Annotated in this window: 16 protein-coding genes; 11 read left to right on the top strand and 5 right to left on the bottom strand. The window is 69.3% G+C overall.

The window, feature by feature from the left end:
* On the bottom strand, window positions 1-2,435 hold a 2,435-nt coding region (locus tag ACQKQD_RS10555), incomplete at its 3' end, for a glycosyltransferase family 2 protein (RefSeq protein WP_427508290.1).
* Between the two features lie 239 nt (window positions 2,436-2,674).
* The gene (locus tag ACQKQD_RS10550; protein ID WP_100253540.1) at window positions 2,675-3,277 is read right to left on the bottom strand and encodes an acyltransferase; all 603 of its coding nucleotides are present in this window, start codon (window positions 3,275-3,277) and stop codon (window positions 2,675-2,677) included.
* Between the two features lie 352 nt (window positions 3,278-3,629).
* On the opposite strand from ACQKQD_RS10550, the gene ACQKQD_RS10545 reads away from it, so the two are divergent.
* Window positions 3,630-4,154: a hypothetical protein gene (locus ACQKQD_RS10545; protein WP_427508289.1), complete on the top strand. Its 525-nt coding sequence runs from the start codon at window positions 3,630-3,632 to the stop codon at window positions 4,152-4,154.
* 126 nt (window positions 4,155-4,280) lie between these two features.
* Here ACQKQD_RS10545 and ACQKQD_RS10540 read toward each other — a convergent pair whose 3' ends face one another.
* On the bottom strand, window positions 4,281-5,714 hold the full coding sequence (locus ACQKQD_RS10540; protein WP_427508288.1) for an SDR family NAD(P)-dependent oxidoreductase: 1,434 nt from the start codon (window positions 5,712-5,714) through the stop codon (window positions 4,281-4,283).
* A 190-nt stretch (window positions 5,715-5,904) separates the two neighbouring features.
* Between ACQKQD_RS10540 and ACQKQD_RS10535 the strand changes: the two genes are divergently transcribed.
* The 10 genes from ACQKQD_RS10535 (at window position 5,905) to ACQKQD_RS10490 (ending at window position 15,776) form a co-directional block, all read left to right on the top strand.
* Complete coding sequence (locus ACQKQD_RS10535) at window positions 5,905-7,512, top strand: HAD-IIIC family phosphatase (RefSeq protein WP_427508287.1); 1,608 nt, start codon at window positions 5,905-5,907, stop codon at window positions 7,510-7,512.
* The gene (locus tag ACQKQD_RS10530) at window positions 7,478-7,795 is read left to right on the top strand and encodes a hypothetical protein (protein ID WP_012318195.1); all 318 of its coding nucleotides are present in this window, start codon (window positions 7,478-7,480) and stop codon (window positions 7,793-7,795) included. Before ACQKQD_RS10535 ends, ACQKQD_RS10530 begins: the two co-directional genes overlap by 35 nt.
* A complete protein-coding gene (locus tag ACQKQD_RS10525) occupies window positions 7,788-8,828 on the top strand; it encodes a ketoacyl-ACP synthase III (RefSeq protein WP_427508286.1) in 1,041 nt (346 codons plus the stop codon). The genes ACQKQD_RS10530 and ACQKQD_RS10525 overlap by 8 nt, the downstream gene beginning before the upstream one ends.
* Window positions 8,825-9,052 carry a hypothetical protein gene (locus ACQKQD_RS10520; protein ID WP_010685059.1) on the top strand — a complete coding sequence of 76 codons (228 nt, stop codon included), beginning with the start codon at window positions 8,825-8,827 and terminating at the stop codon, window positions 9,050-9,052. Before ACQKQD_RS10525 ends, ACQKQD_RS10520 begins: the two co-directional genes overlap by 4 nt.
* A 17-nt stretch (window positions 9,053-9,069) precedes the next feature.
* On the top strand, window positions 9,070-9,795 hold the full coding sequence (locus tag ACQKQD_RS10515; protein ID WP_354455081.1) for an SDR family NAD(P)-dependent oxidoreductase: 726 nt from the start codon (window positions 9,070-9,072) through the stop codon (window positions 9,793-9,795).
* Window positions 9,792-10,442 carry an acetyltransferase gene (locus ACQKQD_RS10510; RefSeq protein WP_427508285.1) on the top strand — a complete coding sequence of 217 codons (651 nt, stop codon included), beginning with the start codon at window positions 9,792-9,794 and terminating at the stop codon, window positions 10,440-10,442. Before ACQKQD_RS10515 ends, ACQKQD_RS10510 begins: the two co-directional genes overlap by 4 nt.
* A gap of 99 nt (window positions 10,443-10,541) precedes the next feature.
* Entirely contained in the window at window positions 10,542-11,708 is a 1,167-nt protein-coding gene (locus tag ACQKQD_RS10505; RefSeq protein ID WP_427508284.1) for a DegT/DnrJ/EryC1/StrS family aminotransferase, read from the top strand.
* Between the two features lie 72 nt (window positions 11,709-11,780).
* On the top strand, window positions 11,781-13,334 hold the full coding sequence (locus tag ACQKQD_RS10500; RefSeq protein ID WP_427508283.1) for a glycosyltransferase family 61 protein: 1,554 nt from the start codon (window positions 11,781-11,783) through the stop codon (window positions 13,332-13,334).
* A gap of 239 nt (window positions 13,335-13,573) precedes the next feature.
* On the top strand, window positions 13,574-14,167 hold the full coding sequence (locus ACQKQD_RS10495) for a GNAT family N-acetyltransferase (protein ID WP_354455089.1): 594 nt from the start codon (window positions 13,574-13,576) through the stop codon (window positions 14,165-14,167).
* An 85-nt stretch (window positions 14,168-14,252) separates the two neighbouring features.
* Window positions 14,253-15,776: a glycosyltransferase family 61 protein gene (locus ACQKQD_RS10490; RefSeq protein WP_427508282.1), complete on the top strand. Its 1,524-nt coding sequence runs from the start codon at window positions 14,253-14,255 to the stop codon at window positions 15,774-15,776.
* A 297-nt stretch (window positions 15,777-16,073) separates the two neighbouring features.
* Here the strand turns inward: ACQKQD_RS10490 and ACQKQD_RS10485 are convergent, their stop codons facing one another.
* Both ACQKQD_RS10485 and ACQKQD_RS10480 read right to left on the bottom strand, forming a co-directional pair.
* Window positions 16,074-16,988, bottom strand: coding sequence for a glucosyl hydrolase (locus ACQKQD_RS10485; RefSeq protein WP_427508281.1), 915 nt, complete (start codon window positions 16,986-16,988; stop codon window positions 16,074-16,076).
* 362 nt (window positions 16,989-17,350) lie between these two features.
* On the bottom strand, window positions 17,351-18,286 hold the full coding sequence (locus tag ACQKQD_RS10480; RefSeq protein ID WP_427508280.1) for a GNAT family N-acetyltransferase: 936 nt from the start codon (window positions 18,284-18,286) through the stop codon (window positions 17,351-17,353).
* Window position 18,287 lies beyond the last annotated feature (1 nt).

Below are 18,287 nucleotides of genomic sequence, written 5' to 3'. Positions count from 1 at the left end.
ATGTACATGCAGAAGCCGACGCCGGTGGGCACGGGCACGGCGCGGCCGCGATTGACCTGCGCGGCCACGCGGTCGAGGTCGGGCCGGGCGATCTCCAGCGGCATGGTGTTGTTGGCGTTGAAGCGCGGGTAGGAGCAGATCGTGGCGTTGTTGGACAGCGGCGTGACGCTGCCCACGGGCAGCCCCGCGCCCATCCCTGCCCCGGCCTCTGCCCCAGCCTTTGCCCCTCCTTCCGTGCCGGACCCGGCCCGAGGCTCGGCGTTGTGTTCGGCGTTGTGTTCGGCGTGGGCGACGAGGCGGTCGAGCCAGTCGCCGAAGACTTCAGCGTCGGAGTTGAGCAGGACGACGGCGCGGCCCTGGCGCAGGCCGAGGGCGCGGTTGACCGAGCGGACGAAGCCGAGGTTGCGCTCGTTCTCGACGAGGTGGAACAGGCCGCGGCCGGCGAGGGCGGCGAGGTCTGCGGACAGCTGCGGGTCGGGGGAGCGGTCGTTGACGGCGAGCAGGGTGAAGGGGGTGGCCTGGGGCGCCGACAGGCAGGCGTGGAGGGCGCGCAGGGTCTCACCGCGGCCCTTGTAGACCGGGACGATGACGACGACGCGGGCCTGCGCGATGGGCAGGGCCCGGGGCAGGCGGTCCCACGCGTCGGCCGCCGGGGCCTCCATGGGCGGGTAGGTGCCGAGATCCTCGGGGCAGGCCATCAGCCCGGCGGCCCGGCCGGTGCGCACGTAGTGCAGGAACGGCGACTCCCCCGGGGCGAGGAGGTGCCCGTAGGCCCGGCGGTAGAAGCGGGTCGAGAAGGTCTTGCTCGGGTCGCGGTCCTCCTCCTGGCCGTGGGACAGGAAGTGTATCGCCGGGCCGTTCTCGAAGCCGCGCGTGTCGGGGTAGCGCTTGACGTACCAGGGCGCGTCGAAGAGCGGCTCGATCAGGCGGGCCTGCTCGAACAGCGCCGCGTCCTCCTCGGCCGGCGGCGCGCCGTAGCGCGGATCGAAGGCCTCGCCCGCGAGGTCGTCGCCGCGCAGCAGGGCCCGGGCGAGGTGGTGGACGAAGGGCGCGAGGCCCGTCGCCTCCGCGGAGGGGTGGTGCGCGCGGTAGGCCCAGCCGTTGAAGTCGGGCCTGGGGTTGCGGCCGGCGCGCCAGCCGGTGTCGCAGTAGTCGCGCACCGCGTCCTCCGCCTCGGACAGCCCGTAGCGCGCCCGGTAGAAGCCGTGGTCGAAATGCCCCGCCACCAGCCGCGCCTGCAGGTCCAGGAACGCGTCCCGCTCGAGGGTCTCCTGCCCGATCGCCCCGAGCCAGCCCGTGTCCTCGACCGGCGCCCGCGCCGGCCGCAGCCCGCAGACCCTCAGCAGCGCCGCCAGCGTCGAGCGCCCCGGGCCGGGATCGCGCAGCTCCCGCCAGCCCGCCTCGGCGAAGTGCAGGAACGGCTCGCGCCCGCCCATGTCCGGATAGGTCGCCCGGTACCACGCCGCGTCCACCGCCGGCAGGTTCAGCCGGTGCGGCTCCGCGAACGGCTCGGCCCCCGTCAGCCGGGTCTCGGCGACGTAGCGGAAGAACGGGTCGTCCGCGACCGCCCGGCTGCCGGCCCGCGCCTGCACGTAGCCGGCCGGGTCGAAGTCCGGCCGCGGGCCGATCCGCGCCCGCCAGCCCTCCGCCACGTAGTGGCGCAGCAACTCCGAGTCCGGGGCATCGGCCAGCGCCTCGGCCTGCGGTCCGGGCAGACGCTGCCGGTAATGGGCGGCGTCGAAGTAGGGGGCGAGCGTCTCGATCCGCAGGGCGAGCGCGGCCTCCGGGTCGGGCCGGGCCGGTCCGCCGTGGAGGACGTAGTGGACCAGCGGGTTCCGGGTGGCGAAGGTGATCCCGCGGCTGAGGCAGTAGGCCAGGGTGTCGAAGTGCGGCGCCGGCTCGCGGCCCTCGCTCCAGCCGGAGGCCATGTAGTGGTCGACCGGGTCGACGCCGGCGGCGGCGAGGTCGGGGTTGCCGGCGAGGTAGAAGGCGCCGTCGACGAGGCGGCGGGCGAGGCGGTGGGCCTCGGCCGTGTCGGGCTTCGGCAGGGCGGCCGCCTCCCCCTCCCCGCCGGCCCCGCCACGCCCGGCGCGGCGGCGCGCGAGGGCGTGCAGGAGCGGGTTGATGCCGGCGCGGGCGAGGTGGGGATGGGCGGCGAGGTAGGCGGCGGAGTCGAAGTCGGGGCGCGGGTCGCGGCCCGCGCGCCAGCCGTGGACGAGGTAGTCGCGCACCGGGTCGGCCGCGACCCCGTACCAGCTCGCGTAGAACGCCGTGTCGACGTGCGGGGCCAGGGCGGCGACCTGCGCGTCCGCGGTGACGAGATCGTCCGCCGCCGGCAGGCCGCGGCGGGCCGCCAGCCGGATCAGCGGGTTGCCGCTCGCGCGGACCGGGCCGGAGCGCGCCCAGCGATGGTACAGGCCGCGGATCTGCTTCAACGCGCGGCGCCCGCTCTGTCGCGCGACGGCCGCCGATCGCCGTCGGAGGGCGTGCCGGAGTCGGCGCTGGGTTCGAGGCCTGGAGCTCGGGTGAGCATGTGTTCGCGCGGGCTGGATCGAAGGCGTCTCGGCGCGCCGGGCAGGGTACCGCGCCGACGGCCCATCGCCCTAACGGAACGCGCGCGCGGGGTAAACAACCGCACGCCCTGCCCGACGTCCCGCGCGACCCGCCGGCGCGGTCAGATCAGATCGGACCGCCACGTCACGTTCTCCCGCACGATCCGCGCGGGGTTGCCGGCGGCCACGCAATGGGGCGGCACCGTCCCGGTGACGACGGCGTGCGCGCCGACGATCGCGTTGTCGCCGATGACCGTGCCCTTGAGCAGCGTGGCCTGATTGGCGATCCAGACGTGGTTGCCGACCCGCACGGGCTTGGCCGGGTTCAGCCGCGCGCCGGTGTCCCGGGTGACGATGGAGTGGAAGTCGCTCGTCGTCATCCAGACGCCCGACGCGATCGAGCAGTCCGTGCCGATCTCGATCGCCTTTCCCTCGACGGGGTTGAGATGGACGAGCCCGGTGAAGCCGGTCCGGTCGCCGATGCGCAGCACCGAGCCGGGGCCGATATAGATGTTGGCCATCGACAGCCGCACGTCCTCGCCGACGTCGAATCGGCAATTCGACTCGATGACGATGTGCATGTCCTTGTCGGACACGCAGCCCCTGCCTATGCGGATGTAGTTGTTGTCGCCGTTGACGTAGATTTTTCCCGCTTGGCTGTGCTGATCCCGCGAATCAATGTCGATGACATTATTCTCCCCTTTGTCGAAGATATTCAAAGACATAATTCGCTCTGCGGGATCTATGAACGCCCCTGGGTGCGGCGCGGCCGGCGCCCCGGAGCGGACGGCCGCACATCGAACCCGCGGAAGGAAGCTCGCCTTCTGACATGACGATTACGGTATCGGCGTGCCGAGATCGGGATCCGTCGACATTCGGCGGTCGCGCCGACGCCTCCGAGCCGGCATCGGCGTTTCAGGAATGTCTCTAAGCCATCGGGCGCTGTCCTCACAACTCGCGCGGGGATCGGGCGCCCGCGGCCGGGCGCGGTCGGCGCGCCTCTCGGCGGCTGTTGACGCCGGGAGGCACCTGTGAGGTATGCCGTCAGCCAGCGAAAACATGGGATGAGGCCGTCCGGTGGCTGAGGACAACACCCTGACGAAGGCCCTGGTGGACGTTCGGGCGCGCAGGGCCGCGCTGCAGAGCGACTACGACCGGATCGCGGCCGAGCTGACCAAGCTCCGGGCGGCGGAGGCGGCGCTGACCTCCATCGTCGAGGGGATCCCGCTGGACGCCTCCGGTCTCCACGCGCCCGAGGGGCCGCGGGCCGCCGCGGCCGACCGCGCCGCGCCCGCCTCCGGCGGACGGCGGGGCGTCCGCGGTCCCCGGGCCAACTCGGCCAAGGGGCGGCTGAAGGCGCTGCTCGGCTCGGCCGGCCCGCAGGGCCTGTCGCACGCCGAGATCGCGGAGCGGCTGCCCGACGTCGCGCCCAACACCCTCAACACCTATCTCAGCATGCTGGTGACCGGCGGCGAGGCGATCCGGAACGGCGACTTCTTCACCGCCGCCGCGGCGCCCGACGGGACCGAGGACGGGGACGCCGAGGTCGAGGCGGATCCGGACACGGACGAAGAGGTCCGGCACGACGCCGCCGCCGAGTGATGCCGGCGCCGGGGGCGCGCCACGATCGTCGGAGGCGCGCGGCCACTGCGCCGCGCGCGTGAGACTGCGGCGCTCCGGCCCGGTCAGGAACGCCCGGCGCGGTCCCGTGCCCGCCACGCCTCCGGGTCAGGCGGCCGCCGACATCCGCCGGATGATCGGCAGCATCAGCGCGCTCGGCGCGGCGGCCGGCACGGGGAAGATCGTGGCGGTCTGGTCCGTCTTCACCCGGGGCAGCCGCTCGATCACGGTGCGCAGGTTCGGGAGCGTGCGCGCCAGGGTCGCGGCGAGGGTCTCGCCGGCGATCTTGGCCATCACGTATTCCAGGGTGTCGCGGGGCGCCTCGTCGATGGCGCTGGTCGACGGGTAGAAGGCCGCCACGGCGTCGCCGCGCTCCAGGCAGAACTGGCTCAGCTCGTAGAAGGCGGTGTTGTAGACGCGCATCATCTCGTCCAGGCAGGCCGGCTCGAAGGGGGCGCGCTTCTGGCGGAAGATGCGGGGCGTCGCGAAATGGTAGAGCTGCGACGGGCGCATCGCCAGCGCCGCGAGCTGCGCGGCGGCCGGCTCGGCGGCGTCGTAGCGGAGGACTTGGCAGCGGCCGCCGGCGTCGCGGATCTCCCGGGCGATCGCCTCCGCCTCGTCGGCGCCGGACGCGTAGGTGATGCAGACCGCCCCGCCGCCGGCGGCGATCAGCTTGGCGGTCGCGGCGCCGAGGCCCCGCGACCCGCCGACGATCAGCGCCGACACCGCCGCGAAGGCGTCCGGCTCCACCAGCGCCGCGAGGTCCCGCAGGCTCTCCTGCTCCACCGGCCGCGGGCGGACGAAGCCCTCGACCCGGGCGACGAGGCCGGGGCCGACGGCGTCCAGCGTCACCGATTGCAGCATCGACTGGAACCGCTTCACCGCGTAGCCGAGGCTCGAGCCGGCGCCGCCCTCTGTGACGGTCACGTCGATCTTCGAGAGGATCGAGTGGAGGCCGGGCACGAACATGCCGACGAGGGTCGAGAGGCCGCCCAGGGCCGCGACCCGGCCGGGACCGAGGGCGCGGGCGAGGCGCGGCGCCAGCGCGGCGATCGCCGCCGGGTCCGGCAGCGCGAAGGCGCCGGCGAGGCCCGGCAGCGCGGCCGGATCGCGGGCGACCGGCTCCGCGGGGATCGCGGTCGGCGCCGCCTCGACCGGTTGGGCCGGGGCCCGGTCCGCCGCGAAGGTCGCCTGGATCGTCAGGGTGCGGATGCCGTCCACCGCCAGGGACAGGCGCAGCTGCCGCGCGTCCGCCTCGTGGACCGTCAGGACGGTGCGGTCCCCGACCAGCACGAACCGCTCGAACCGCATCTGCAGCGTCGCGAGCCGGTCGAGGGGATGGGCGTCCGCGCAGGCATCGAGGGCCCAGAGGGCGGCGTGGACGCCGTGGACGGCGCGCTCGCCGGCGAGCGTCCGCCGGGCCATCCGCGCGTCCATGTGCATCGGGTTCACGTCGCCGGTCGCCCGCGCGAAGGCGGCCTGATGGGCCTCGGTCCAGGTCCGCGTCGTCGCGGCGGCCTCGTCCGAACCGGATCCGTTCATCGCGCAGCTCCTCCTCGGCCGGTCCCTGGCCGGTCCCCGCCCCGGCCGGGCCGGCCGCCGGACGCCCGGCCCCTTGCTTTATGGCACGCGATCTCGCAAGAGGGCGGCGCTCGCTCGCACGCACGGAAAGGGGCCGGTCGATCGCCGGAGGGCAGGCATCCGCAGGGTGTCGCAGGGACCGGTATCGAGGATGACCACGGCTCGCGCCCTGTCGATCGGTTTCGTCGGAAACGTCGTCACCAACCCGTTCGGGAAGGTGGCGGGCCGCCTCGCGGATCTCGCCACGGTCTCGTGCGAGCATCTCCCCATCGGGCAGATCGAGCAGGTGCTGGCGGGACCCGCCGCCGCCGACGTCCTGATCGTGCATCTCGACCACCGCTGGTTCTTCGACGTCGCCCCGGACGAGGCGGCCGTGGACCGCGCGCGCGGCCTCGCCGACTTGGTCTCGGCGCGTCTCGCCCGGGCGCCGGGGACGATCATCCTCAACACCGTGCCGTTCGTGCCTGTCTCGTCCGTCGAGAGCGACCTCCACGACCAGCTTCAGGCGCTGGCGCGGGTGAACGCGGTGCTGTTCGACCTCGCCCGGGCGCAGGAGCGGGTCAGCGTCGTCGACGCCGCCGGCGCTCTGGCGCTGCTCGGCTTCGCCAACGCCTTCCGCGAGCGTAACCGGTACATGTACCAGATGCCCTACGCCCCGGCCGCCGTGGACGCGCTCAGCGAGCGCTACGCCGACGCCGTCGCGGCGCGGCTGCGGGCGCGACGCAAGGTGGTGGTGGTCGACGCCGACAACACCCTCTGGGGCGGCGTCGTCGGCGAGGACGGCGTGGAGAACCTGGAGGTCGACAGCGACTATCCGGGGATCGTCCACACCCAGCTCCAGCGCCAGCTCCTGCGCCTGAAGGGCCTCGGGATCCTGCTCTGCGCGGTGACCAAGAACAACGAGGAGGATTTCCGCGCGGTCTTCGCCCAGCGCGCGATGCCGCTCCGCCTCGACGATTTCGTCGCCTACCGCAGCAACTGGACGGAGAAGAGCGAGAACATCCGCGACCTCGCCGCGGCCCTGAACCTCGGCCTCGACAGCTTCATCTTCCTCGACGACAACCCGTTCGAGATCGAGGAAGTCCGCGCCCGGCTCCCCGGGGTCGAGTGCCACCTGTTCGACCGGACGCGCCCCGAGCAGGCGCTCACCCTCCTCGACGGCATCGCGTCGCTGCGCGCCCGGAACGTCACCGCCGAGGACTTGGCCAAGACCGAGCAGTACCGCGGCGAGGCCCAGCGCCAGGAGCTGCAGCGCTCCGCCGCCTCGATGGACGAGTACCTCGCCTCCCTCGAGATCCGAGTGCACGTCGCCCGCAACAACCCGGGCTCCCTGCGGCGGGTCACGCAGCTGATCAACAAGACCAACCAGTTCAACCTGACGACGCGGCGCTACACCGAGGACGAGGTGGCCACCGCCATGCGGGAGGGCGGCGTCTACGCGGCCCGGGTGGTCGACCGGTTCGGCGACATGGGCATCGTCGGGGTCGCCATCGTCCGGGGCGGCGAACTCGAGACGTTCCTGATGAGCTGCCGGGCGCTCGGACGCCGCATCGAGGCCCAAATTCTGCGCCACGTCTGCCAGCAGGAGGGCGATCGGGACCTGAAGGCCCAGTATCGCCCGAGCGCGAAGAACCGGATGGTCGAGAGCTTCCTCGACGACAACGGCTTCGAACCCTTGAGCGCTGGCCCCGAGGGCAAGACGTACCGACTGACACGAGGACCGGATGACACCCCCTACATCCACATCGTCGCGGAGTGACCGCGGCGCCGTCGAGGCGGCTGCCCGCGCGACCTTCGCGCGGCTCGTCGAGACCTGGGGGCGCCCGGACCTGGAGAATCCCGGGCCCGAGGACGACGTCTACGAGCGGCTCGATTCCTTCGCGGTGGTCGAGCTCCTCCTCGAGACGGAATCCGAGATCGAGCGGACGGTCGGCCGCTACGTGCCGCTCGCCAACGAGAGCATCCTCGACAGCACGAAGTCGCCGCTCCGCCGCTTCCAGGGCTGGATCGACTACGTCGCCGAGACGGTCGAGCATGGCTGACCTGCGGTTCTCGCGCGCGACCCTCGCGGGGCTCGTCACCACGGTCGGCGCGCGCGTCCAGGCCTTCGACGACGAGGCGGCCGGCCTCGGGCTCGCCCCCGAGGAGGCGGAGCGCCTCAAGCGGGCCATGGGCTTCGCGACCCGCCACGTCGTCGCCGATCCCGGCACCACGACGGCGGATCTCTGCCTGCACTCGGCGCGCCACCTCCTGCGCGGCCTCGACCTGCAGGCCGACGCCGTCGACGGGCTGATCCTCGTCACCCAGACGCCGGATTACAGCTCCCCGTCGACCGCGATCGGGATGCAGCACCGCCTCGGCATGCGGACCGACACGCTCTGCTTCGACATCCGCCTCGGCTGCAGCGGCTTCGTCTACGGCTTGTCGGTCGCCTACAGCTTGGTCGAATCCGGCCTCGAGCGCGTCCTCCTCTGCGTCGGCGACGTCGCGAGCCGCATGGTCGCGACCGGGGACCGGTCGATCACGCCGATCATGGGCGACGCCGGCGCCGCGGTGCTGATCGAGCGGCGCGCGAGCGAGAGCTTCTTCCAGCTCCACAGCGACGGCTCGGGCGAGAAGGCCCTGTTCATCCCGCACAGCGGCCTCCGGGCCGACGCCGAGGATGCGGGCAAGCCCGGCACCATGCACATGGACGGGGCGCAGGTCTTCAACTTCACCCTCAAGCGCGTCCCGCCGCTGATCGAGGGCATCCTGGCCTTCTCGGACACGCGCGCCGAGGACGTCGACTTCCTGGTCCTGCACCAGCCGAACAAGTACATCCTCAAGAACCTCCAGCGCCGCCTGGGGCTCGACGATAGCAAGCTCCCGACCGGCACCCAGTCGGTCTACGGCAACCAGAACTCGGCCTCGATCCCCGGCACGATCTCGGGCTTCCTCGCGGAGGCCTATGCGGGGCGGCAGGTGCGCTCGCTGCTCGCCGGCTTCGGGGTCGGCCTGAGCTGGGGAGCCTGCACGATCACCACCGACCGGATCTTCGCGCCCCCGGTCCTGACCTACGAGGAGACCACCCGATGACCGAGGGCGCATTCCTGGACGAACTCGGCACGATCCTCGACCAGCCGGGGCCGCTCGCCCGCGGGCAGAGCCTCGGGGAGATCGAGACCTTCGACTCGCTCGGCATCCTCAACATCATGGCGCTCTACGACACGCTGGGCCTCGAGGTGGATCCGCAGCGGATCGCCGGGGCGGCGACCACCGACGACCTGATCGCGCTGGCCGGCGCGAAGCTGCAGGCCTGAGCGCGATGTCGGAGCCGATGTCGGAGCCGGGAGGGCACGTCCTCGTCGTCGGGGCCAGCAGCGGCATCGGCCGCGCCGTCGCCGAGCGCCTCCGCGCGGGCGGGGCGCGGATCACCGCCCTCGCCCGGCGGGCGGACCGGCTCGCCGAGCTGGAGGCCCTCGGCTGCGCCGCCGTCGCGGCCGACGTCACCGACCTTCCGGCGATCGGCGGCGTGCTGCAGGCGGCGGTGGCCGAGCGGGGGCTCCTGACCGGGCTCGTGTACTGCGCGGGCGTCCAGGTCATCAAGCCGATGCGCAGCCTCGGCGTGGAGGAGGTCGAGCGCCTCTATCGCACCAACCTCGTCGCGCCGACCCTGTTCGCCGCCGCCTTCGGCAGCGCCCGCGTCTCGACCCGCGACGCGGTGTTCTGCGCGGTCTCGTCCGTCGCGGCGCAGAGGCCCGAGCCGGCGATCGTGCCCTACGCCGCCTCCAAGGCGGGCCTCGACGCCTTGATCAAGGGGCTCGCCCGGGAACTCGCCCCCCGGCGCGCCGTCGGCGTCGCCCCCGGCTGGCTCGACACCGAGATGACCCAGGCCCATGCCCGCCTGTACGGCGCGGAGTTCAAGGAGGCGCTGGAGAAGCGCAGCCCCGCGGGCGCCGCGACGGTCGAGTCCGTGGTCGACGCCATCGCGTTCCTGATGTCGCCGCAGGCCCGGCACGTCACCGGCGAGATCCTGCGGGTCGACGGCGGGGCCGTGCTGTGACCGGGACGGCGCAGCGGCTCGCGCTGATCGGCGGCGGCGGCTTCTCCAAGGAGATCGCCGAGATCGCCCGCGCCCTCGGCCACACGGTCGAGGATACCTACTCGACCGCTCCGGAGGTCCAGGTCGGCCGCTACCGCGGCTATCTCGACGCGCTGCTCGCCGACCGGGCGGAGTATGACGGCGTCGTCCTGGCGGTCGGCGGCGTGAGCCGGCGCGCGATCCGGGCGCGGGCCGAGTTGATCGCGTGGCTCGACCGCCACGGCCTCCCCTGCCCCGCCCTCGTCTCGCCCCGCGCGATCGTGAGCCCGGACGTCGCAATCGGCGACGGCGCCTTCGTGGCGCACGGCGTGATCGTCAACGCCGACGCCCGGCTCGGGCGCTTCTGCGTGCTGAACTCGGCGGCCATCGTCGGCCACGACACGGTCGTCGGCGACAACACCACGATCTCACCGGGCGCCTTCGTCGGCGGCCGCTGCACGATCGGCGCCGACAGCCTCGTCGGGCCGCTCGCCAAGATCCTTCAGGGCCTCACCCTCGGTCAGGGCGTCACGGTCGGCATGGGCTGCAATGTCCTGCGCGCCCTGCCCGACAACGCGACGATCTGGCCCCGGGCGGACATCGTCGCCCCGGCGCCGAAACCGGCCTGATCGGCCTCAGCTCCGCCCGATTGCTACGTCATTTCAGTCTTCCCGAATTCGATGTGTCCAGATGGTCGGCCTCGCGTCCGAACATCGCGAGGAGGTTCCATGAGCGCTGAGCCGCGATCGTTCGAGCAGCCGATCTACGTGACCCGTCCGATGCTGCCCGAACTCGCGGTCTTCACGAAGCATCTGGAGGCGATCTGGCAGTGTGCCGTTCTCTCGAATGGCGGACCGCAGCACGTGGAGTTGGAGAAGCGGCTCCACGCCCATCTGGGCGACGGCCACATCGCGCTGTTCAACAACGGCACCAACGCCCTGATGACGGCGGTCAAGGCGCTCGATCTCTCGGGCGAGGTCATCACGACACCTTTCACCTTCGCGGCGACCCCGCACGTGCTCGCCTGGCACGGCATCCGGCCGGTCTTCGCCGACATCGAGGAGCATTCGATGACTCTCGATCCGGCCCGGATCGAGGCCGCGATCACGGAGCGCACCACCGGAATCCTCGCGGTTCACGTCTACGGCAACCCGTGCGACGTCGAGGCGATCGAGCGGATCGCGCGCAAGCACCGCCTCAAGGTGCTGTACGACGGCGCCCACGCCTTCGGGACCCGGGTCAACGGCCGGCCCATCGCGAGCTACGGCGACGCGACCATGTTCAGCTTTCACGCCACGAAGCTCTTCCACACCGCGGAGGGTGGGGCCGTGGTCACCAACGACGGCGACGTGAAGCGGCGGATGGAGCTGCTGAAGAATTTCGGAATCGCCGACGAGGTGACCGTCAAGGCTGTCGGCATCAACAGCAAGATGAACGAGATCCAGGCCGCCATGGGCCTGTGCCTGGTCGATGCGGTCGCGGCCGAGAAGGCGAAGCGGCTCGACCTCGCGCATGTGTACCGGGACCACCTCGGCGGTGTGCCCGGCATCACCGCCTCGCGGCCGCTGGACCTCGATACCGACAGCCTGCAGTATTACTGCCTTCGGATCGACCGGGCCGTCGCCGGCGTGAGCCGTGACGAGGTCTACGACCGCCTCAAGCACTACAATGTCTTCGCGCGCCGCTATTTCTATCCGCTGTGCAGCCAGTACGAGCCGTACCGTCTCTTTCCCGACAGTGCGATCGACAATCTGCCGGTCGCCAACAGAGTCGGCGACCAAGTCCTCTGCCTGCCCTTCTACGGCGAGCTCGGGACCGCCAACGCGGAGCGGATCTGCCAGATCCTCCGTCACATCGTGATGGACGGCGCCGTCGGCGCTGTGCACGCAGCCTGAGATCGGCAGGCGTCCGGACAATGAGTGTTTCTGGATCCGGCCCTTGAGCGCCCGATGCCCGGAGGGGTTGGTATGAGTGCCGTCCTCATCTCCAGTTTGCGCGCGCGCGTCAGCCTGTTTCTCGCGGGGAAACTGGTCGATGCCGAGTATTATCTGAACCGCTATCCTGACGTCCGCGCGGCCGGTGTCGATCCGGTCCGACACTTCGCCGAATGCGGTTATGCCGTCCCCATCCGCGCGGCGAACCCGTCCATGGAGCGGGCCATCATCAGGCTCTCGCCCTTCCTGGCGCTGGCGGCCGTGCTCCTGCCGATCCGGCGCGACGACTGGGTCCAGTGTTTCGTTGCGCATTATCAAGATCTCTGGTGCGGCGACCTGGGTCTGAAGTTCCGCTTCGCCCGCTGGGTTGCGCGTCTCCTGGCGGCCCGGGCTATGGGGTCCGGGCCCGACGCTGCGAATCTGGAGCGGATCGTCGGCACCACGCTCCCGATCGCCCGGATCGGCGACGAGCATCCCTGGCTCACGCTGCGGAGGATGGACCCGCCGGAAACGCATCGATTCAGCTCCCCGCGGGTGTGGGAAGGGCGCGGCGCGCTCGTCGCGCGCGAGGTCACGCTACCCCCGCTCTGGTGCGCGACCGTCCAGAACGCCAGCGTCTTCGGAGCCATGCAGGTCGCGGCGAGCGGCCACTTCGTGAGCTACGAGCCCGCCGCCGATCCGAGTCTGTCCTTCGCGGCCGGCCAGTTCCGGCACGTCATCGCCTGCTACGCGGCACAGGACAACAAGATCGTGGCGCGCCTGCCCGACGCCGCGACAAGCCGCCTCGACGAGGCGATCCTGCTGGGCGGCCGGTGCAGCAACAATCATTTCCACTTCCTCATCGAGTATCTCTCCCGAGGCTACCTGATCGATCGCCTGGGTCTCCCCGACGACATCCCGCTGGTCATCTCGGACAATCTGTTCCCATCGCAGATGGAGGCTCTCGAGTTATTCTTTCCGGGTCGGAAGTTCGTCGCGGCGTCCAGCCGGGAGCGGCTCGACGTCGGAAGGCTCCACATTCCGTCCCTCATGACGTATCTCCCGGACGCGCTTGAGGTCACCGACTGGAAGAAGGAGGGGCTCCGCTTCGCGAGCCTGGACTGGCTGCGGCGGCGTGCCTACGAGGCCCTGAACCTCGAAGACGACGCACCGTCCCAACCGTCCCGGATCTTTCTGGCCCGGCGGCGCGGCAGAAATATCGTGAACGCCGACGAGGTCGAGGCTGTCTTCGCGCGGCACGGCTTCGCGATCGTGGATCCGAGCACTCTGTCCTTCATCGAGCAGGTGAGACTGTTCGCTGCCGCGACCCATGTCGCCGGTCCCCTGGGCGCCGCGTTCTCGAACACGATCTTCTGCAGGCCCGGGACATCCGTGCTTGGCCTCGGATCACGCTACGCCGTCACCTCGTCCCTGTTCCAGAATCTGGCGGAATTGATGGGCTGCGACTGCATCCATCTCCTGAGCGACATGCGAAAGCGTGACTTTATTCGCCTGCGTGCGAACACGATGTCGCTCCGGCACGAAAGCTACACCATCAATCCGCGGCGACTCGACGGCTTGCTGAGGACGTGGCTCGTGCCAGCCTGAGGCGGTTGGTTTCCGCGGAAGGTAGGTGGCTTCGCCCGCTGTACGGGTCCGGCTCAGCACGGGTCGTTTGATGCCGGGATGCGTGACCCTCTCCGCGTCGGACCGACTGGCACACGACGTGTCGGCACCGCGGCAGACCGGCCCCGGAGCGTCGCGTGACAAGGGCCTTCGCGCGTGGCAGGACTTGCCGAGATCCGTGCGTTCGTCGCGTTCCAGCCACAGAGACGTATCCACCCCGTATGCACATGCCCATCGACCGGATCCGTGAAGCGCGTCCGCTGGACAGCCGGCGGCGCTCGAATCTGCGGCTGGCTGAGCCGAGCGACGCGGCTCTGATCTACCGGTTGCGCTCCGACAACCGTCTCAGCCGTTTCCTCAACGCGCCACCCACCACGGTGGAAGAGCAGGCAGCGTGGCTCACGCGATACAAGAACGACGAGGCCGCGGGCAGACAGTACTATTTCATCATCGTTTCCGATGGCCAGGATCGCGGCACGGTCCGGATGTACGATTTTCGGATCATCGCCGGATTGAAGTCGTTCTGCTGGGGCAGCTGGATCATCGCCCCCCCTCCGGTCGTCGGCCTGGCAGGTTACTCCGCCCTCGCGATCTACGAACTGGGGTTCGAGCACCTCGGCTTCGAGCATTGTCATTTCGACGTGCGTCGTGAGAATGAGAGCGTGATCAATTTCCACCTCCGTTCGGGCGCGAAAATCGTCGACGAGGGCGAGCAAGATTATTTCTTTCACTTCAGCCGCGAAGCATATGACGCGTTCAGGTCGGCGCACGCGTCGACCATCGAGCGCCACTCCGCCTTGTCACAGGCCTCCTGATCGGAGCGGCGGCGAGCGACGGTGCTGAGCACCCGATCTCAGCTGCACGATGCGCCGTTCGACGTCGAGGATAGAAATCTCAGCGATGTTGGAGTGGCTTGCCTTACGGATCGCGCGCCGGGTCGTCGACAGTGACTATTATCTGACACGAAATGCCGACGTGGCGGCGGCAGGCGTCGATCCGGTCGCCCATTTCGCGCGGCACTGGTCCGCGGCGCCATTGCGCGCGCCAAACGCGCGCATGGAGGCGCGGATCTACGCGTGGTCGCCCGTGCTCGTCGCCGTTCTGGCGATGCTCGGGCAGAGCCGTCAGGACATCACGGACTGCTTCCGCTACCGCATCAACCAACTCGCGACCCGGCGCGGTTTCGGCCCGCAGCTTCGGCTCGCCCTCGCGCTCGCGCGCTTCCTCGCCGTGCGGTCCGCATCGCACGCACGTCCGAGCGGCGGGGCGGGCACCGGTCTCGGCTCGATCTACCCGGTGGTGCGGATCGGGCAGGATGCGGTGCCCTGGATCGACTGCCGCGGCATCGCGGAAGCCGGCGTGTTCGACTTCACGGATCCAGAGGTCGCCCTGTCCGCGCAGCCGCCGACTGCCCGTCGACTGCGCAGGCCGGAACTCTGGTGCGCGACGATCCGGGACGCGTCGCTCTTCGGCTTCGCTCAGATCGTCTCCCATTCCGCCTTCGTGGTCTACGAGCCGGAGGCGGACCCGGCGTTCCGCTACACGAGCCGCCAGTGCGAGTTCGTCATCACCTGTTTCGGCCCCAAGGGCGACCGGGTCCTGGCCCGTGTCCCGCAGGAGGCGGATCGGGCGATCGATGCGGGCATCCTTCTGATCGGGCGATGCGGTGCGAACTATTTTCACTTCCTGATCGAGTACGCCACGAAGGGTTACATCGTCGACAATGCGTCGATACCGCAGGATGTGCCGCTCATCCTGAGCGACGATCTGTTTCCGCAGGAAATGGACGCCCTGAAGCTGCTCTTCCCGGGCCGCCCATTCACGGTCCGGCAGCACGGGCAGCGGCTGGACGTGAAGACGCTCTACGTTCCGTCCTTGATGACCTTCATTCCGGACACGCCCGACGTCGAGTTCTGGACGGTCGCCGCTGTCAATCACGCGAGCCTCTCCTGGCTGCGTGAGCGGGTGATCGAGGCCGTTCCAGCGCCCAGTACTCCGGCGGGCCGGAAGCTCTATCTCGGGCGATCCGCGGGGCGTAACATCACGAACGCCGCCGAGGTGGAGGCAGTGTTTCGCCGGCACGGTTTCGAGATCGTGAACCCGGGGCAGCTCAGCTTCGCGGAACAGGTCGAGGCTTTCAGGACTGCGCGCTGCATCGCCGGGCCGATCGGCGCCGCCTTCGCCAATCTGGTTTTCGCATCCCCGGGCACCCTCGTCCTGGGACTCGTGTCGCCGTTCGCCGTGCAGTTCTCGACGTTCGCCAGCCTCGCGAGGTTTGCCGGGTGTCGCTACTTGGCCATCCCCGGTGAGCACGGGGCCTATCGCCCCGGGGCCGAGACGCGCCGCCGCTCGCTCGAGCTGACGCACGGCAATTACCGCATCGAACTTGAGCATTTGGACAGGGTGCTGAAGACCTGTATCTGAAGTTTCTTCACGTCAGAGCGTGTCAGGCGGTTCAAGGCGCGAATCGGCAACAGGCGGTCCAGGGTTTGCCGGTTTATGATTCTGGACGGCGAGTCCACGGCCCTTAAGCAGCGATAACAAACCTGTCGAGGCTGCTCGGATGAGCAGTAGACTGTCATCGATCCGTTCATGCTCAGAAATTGCTTCGGGCAGTCCCGGAAATAGTAAGTCGATCTCAGAATCGCTATTTATGAGCGTTGAAATGGCATTCTGGAAATATAAACGGTAGAGTTTCGGTGGTTCGCTTCAATTTTCTCCCTATGAGAGCCAGCGGGCTGCACCAACACCCGTCTTTCCATAGTCGTTGCCGTTGTAGAACATGAAGCGACCGTGCTCGTTTTCAACGATCGAGGCAAAGCCTATCATCTCGGAGTCCCAGCCGGACGGAGAAACATCGATTCCGACTTTGTCGTCTCGTCTAGTCCACTGAATCCCATCGGGCGAGGTCGCGAATCCGATCCGATAAATTTTCGAATGCGTGCGGATAGAGTACCACATCCGGTATTCAGATCTGGACTTTTCGACGTGAGGTCGCCCAAAACCGTATTCGTCTGAGTCCTGCGGTATGATGACGGGATTCCCATGCTTGGGCCACACTATTCCGTCGGTCGACTCAGCATAGGCCACATAGTAAGTCGGGACCAGCTTGCTGTCCGCTGCGATGATGGATGAGCCTGCTGCGTACCACGCCTTCCAGATATTCCCATCCTTGATGATGGCGGCTCCCGAGCGGACCAGAAGTTCCTCTGAACTGCGCTCGAGGACCGGGGTGAGCTGGTGGCGGGTGAAGGTCTCGCCATTGTCGTCACTGAAGGCGAGACCAGTCAGCAGAAGATACCGGGCGCGGGGGGTAAGCTGCCAGCCTGCGTAGTACATCCGCAGCCGGCTTCCGTCGCGCACGACAGATAGCGGGGACACGCCGTTGTCGTCGAAGGCACCGGGCACGCCGATGTCGAGCGCAGGTCGCTCTGAGACCCGGATCACCCGCCGAGGGTCCGAGGCCGCGACATCGACAAACCCCAGGCGTCCAACGTTCTCCTCATCCCGGAAAGCGAGGAAGACCCGAATGGTGCTCTGATCAATCTGAATGGCGGTGGGCAGATATGGATGCGACTGCATCCAGCCCTGGCGTCCATCCGTGTTGAATATCACACCAAGCTTTTCCCAGGTCATGCGGCGTACCCTGCTCCTCACCCTTCGCGCTAACTCTGAAGAGATCCGGGCGGAAAGTTTTTGCAAGCCGTGCGCGCGGTCTGCTCGGGCGCGAGACAGCCGGGCGCCGAGTGGATGCGCGGCCGATCGTCGAAGCTCGCGATGTGAGCGAACTGGTCGCACCTCATCTGAGTCGCCCATCATCGTCGATGAACGAGGGCGACTGTTGATCTCCAGCAGGGCGACCGCTTCGCGTTTGAATTTGTCCGTGCACTCCCGTCTCATCTTCGCCCACCGACATCTTCCCCGTTCACCCTGAGCGTATCAGACGAGTCCGGGGGGGCGACGGAAATCAGAGGTTTCGGGCCCACCGGGCCGCACCGCTACAATGCGACCGCGTAGGTGTCGTGCATCACGGCGCTGCCGCCGAACTCCTCCTTCTGGGTGAGAAGGCCCTGATTCAGGACGCGGCCGCCCTCCTCGGTCGAGATGCCGAAGTCGAAATAGCGCTTCGTCGGCTGGTAGGTCTTGATCAGCGTGCTGAAGAGGAGATCCAGCGCCCCCGCGTCCCGGCCCTGCCGGTTGGACGCGATGTACTGCGCATGCGCGACGTCCGCGGTCTCGAAGATCACGACGCCGCCCACCGTCTCGCCCGCCTGCTCGGCCGTGAACAGTTTGATGTTGTCCGGAAAGCGCCCCGCCAGCATCTCGATCTCCGGCAGGGTGTGAACCGGCGCGACGCCGTGGCGCTCCCGGAGCGTCTGCGCGAGGATGTCCCAGAACTCTGGCCAGCGGCTGTCGGTGCGGACGGTGAGGCCGGCCTTCTGCGCCTTGCCGACACCCCGGCGGCGGCGGGACGAGAGTTCGCCGGGCAGCCGGTAGTCGATCGTCGTGGTGACGTCCCTCCGGACCAGCTGGGCGCCGACACGGAACAAACAGTAGAGGTCGGCCTCGGCGGGCCGGCGGTGATAGATCGACGGGACCGGCTTGTAGATCAGCTTCCTGGCGCCGGCCTGCCTGTAATGGTTGAGGCAATCCTCGAACAGCGTCAGGGTGGCGTCGGTCGACAGGCGGCCGGTCAGGAGTCCGCCGAACGTCAGGCCCTGATGGGAATGGATCGTGTCGCCGTCGACATTCGCGGGAAGCGTCGCCACCAGCGTATCGTCGCGGATGATGAGCAGCGAGGCGTCCGTGAAGCGGTCGGCGTGGTAATCCATGAAGCCGCGATCGAACAGGAAATGTCCGTTCAGAGCCGTGCCATTGTGCGCGTTCCAGGCCGAGGTTTGATCCTGGGTGAACCGCCGGACCGTCACGGTCATC

This window comes from Methylobacterium sp. NPDC080182 (assembly GCF_050281105.1).
GTDB lineage: Bacteria > Pseudomonadota > Alphaproteobacteria > Rhizobiales > Beijerinckiaceae > Methylobacterium.
This window is presented reverse-complemented; position numbering and strand designations above follow the sequence as displayed.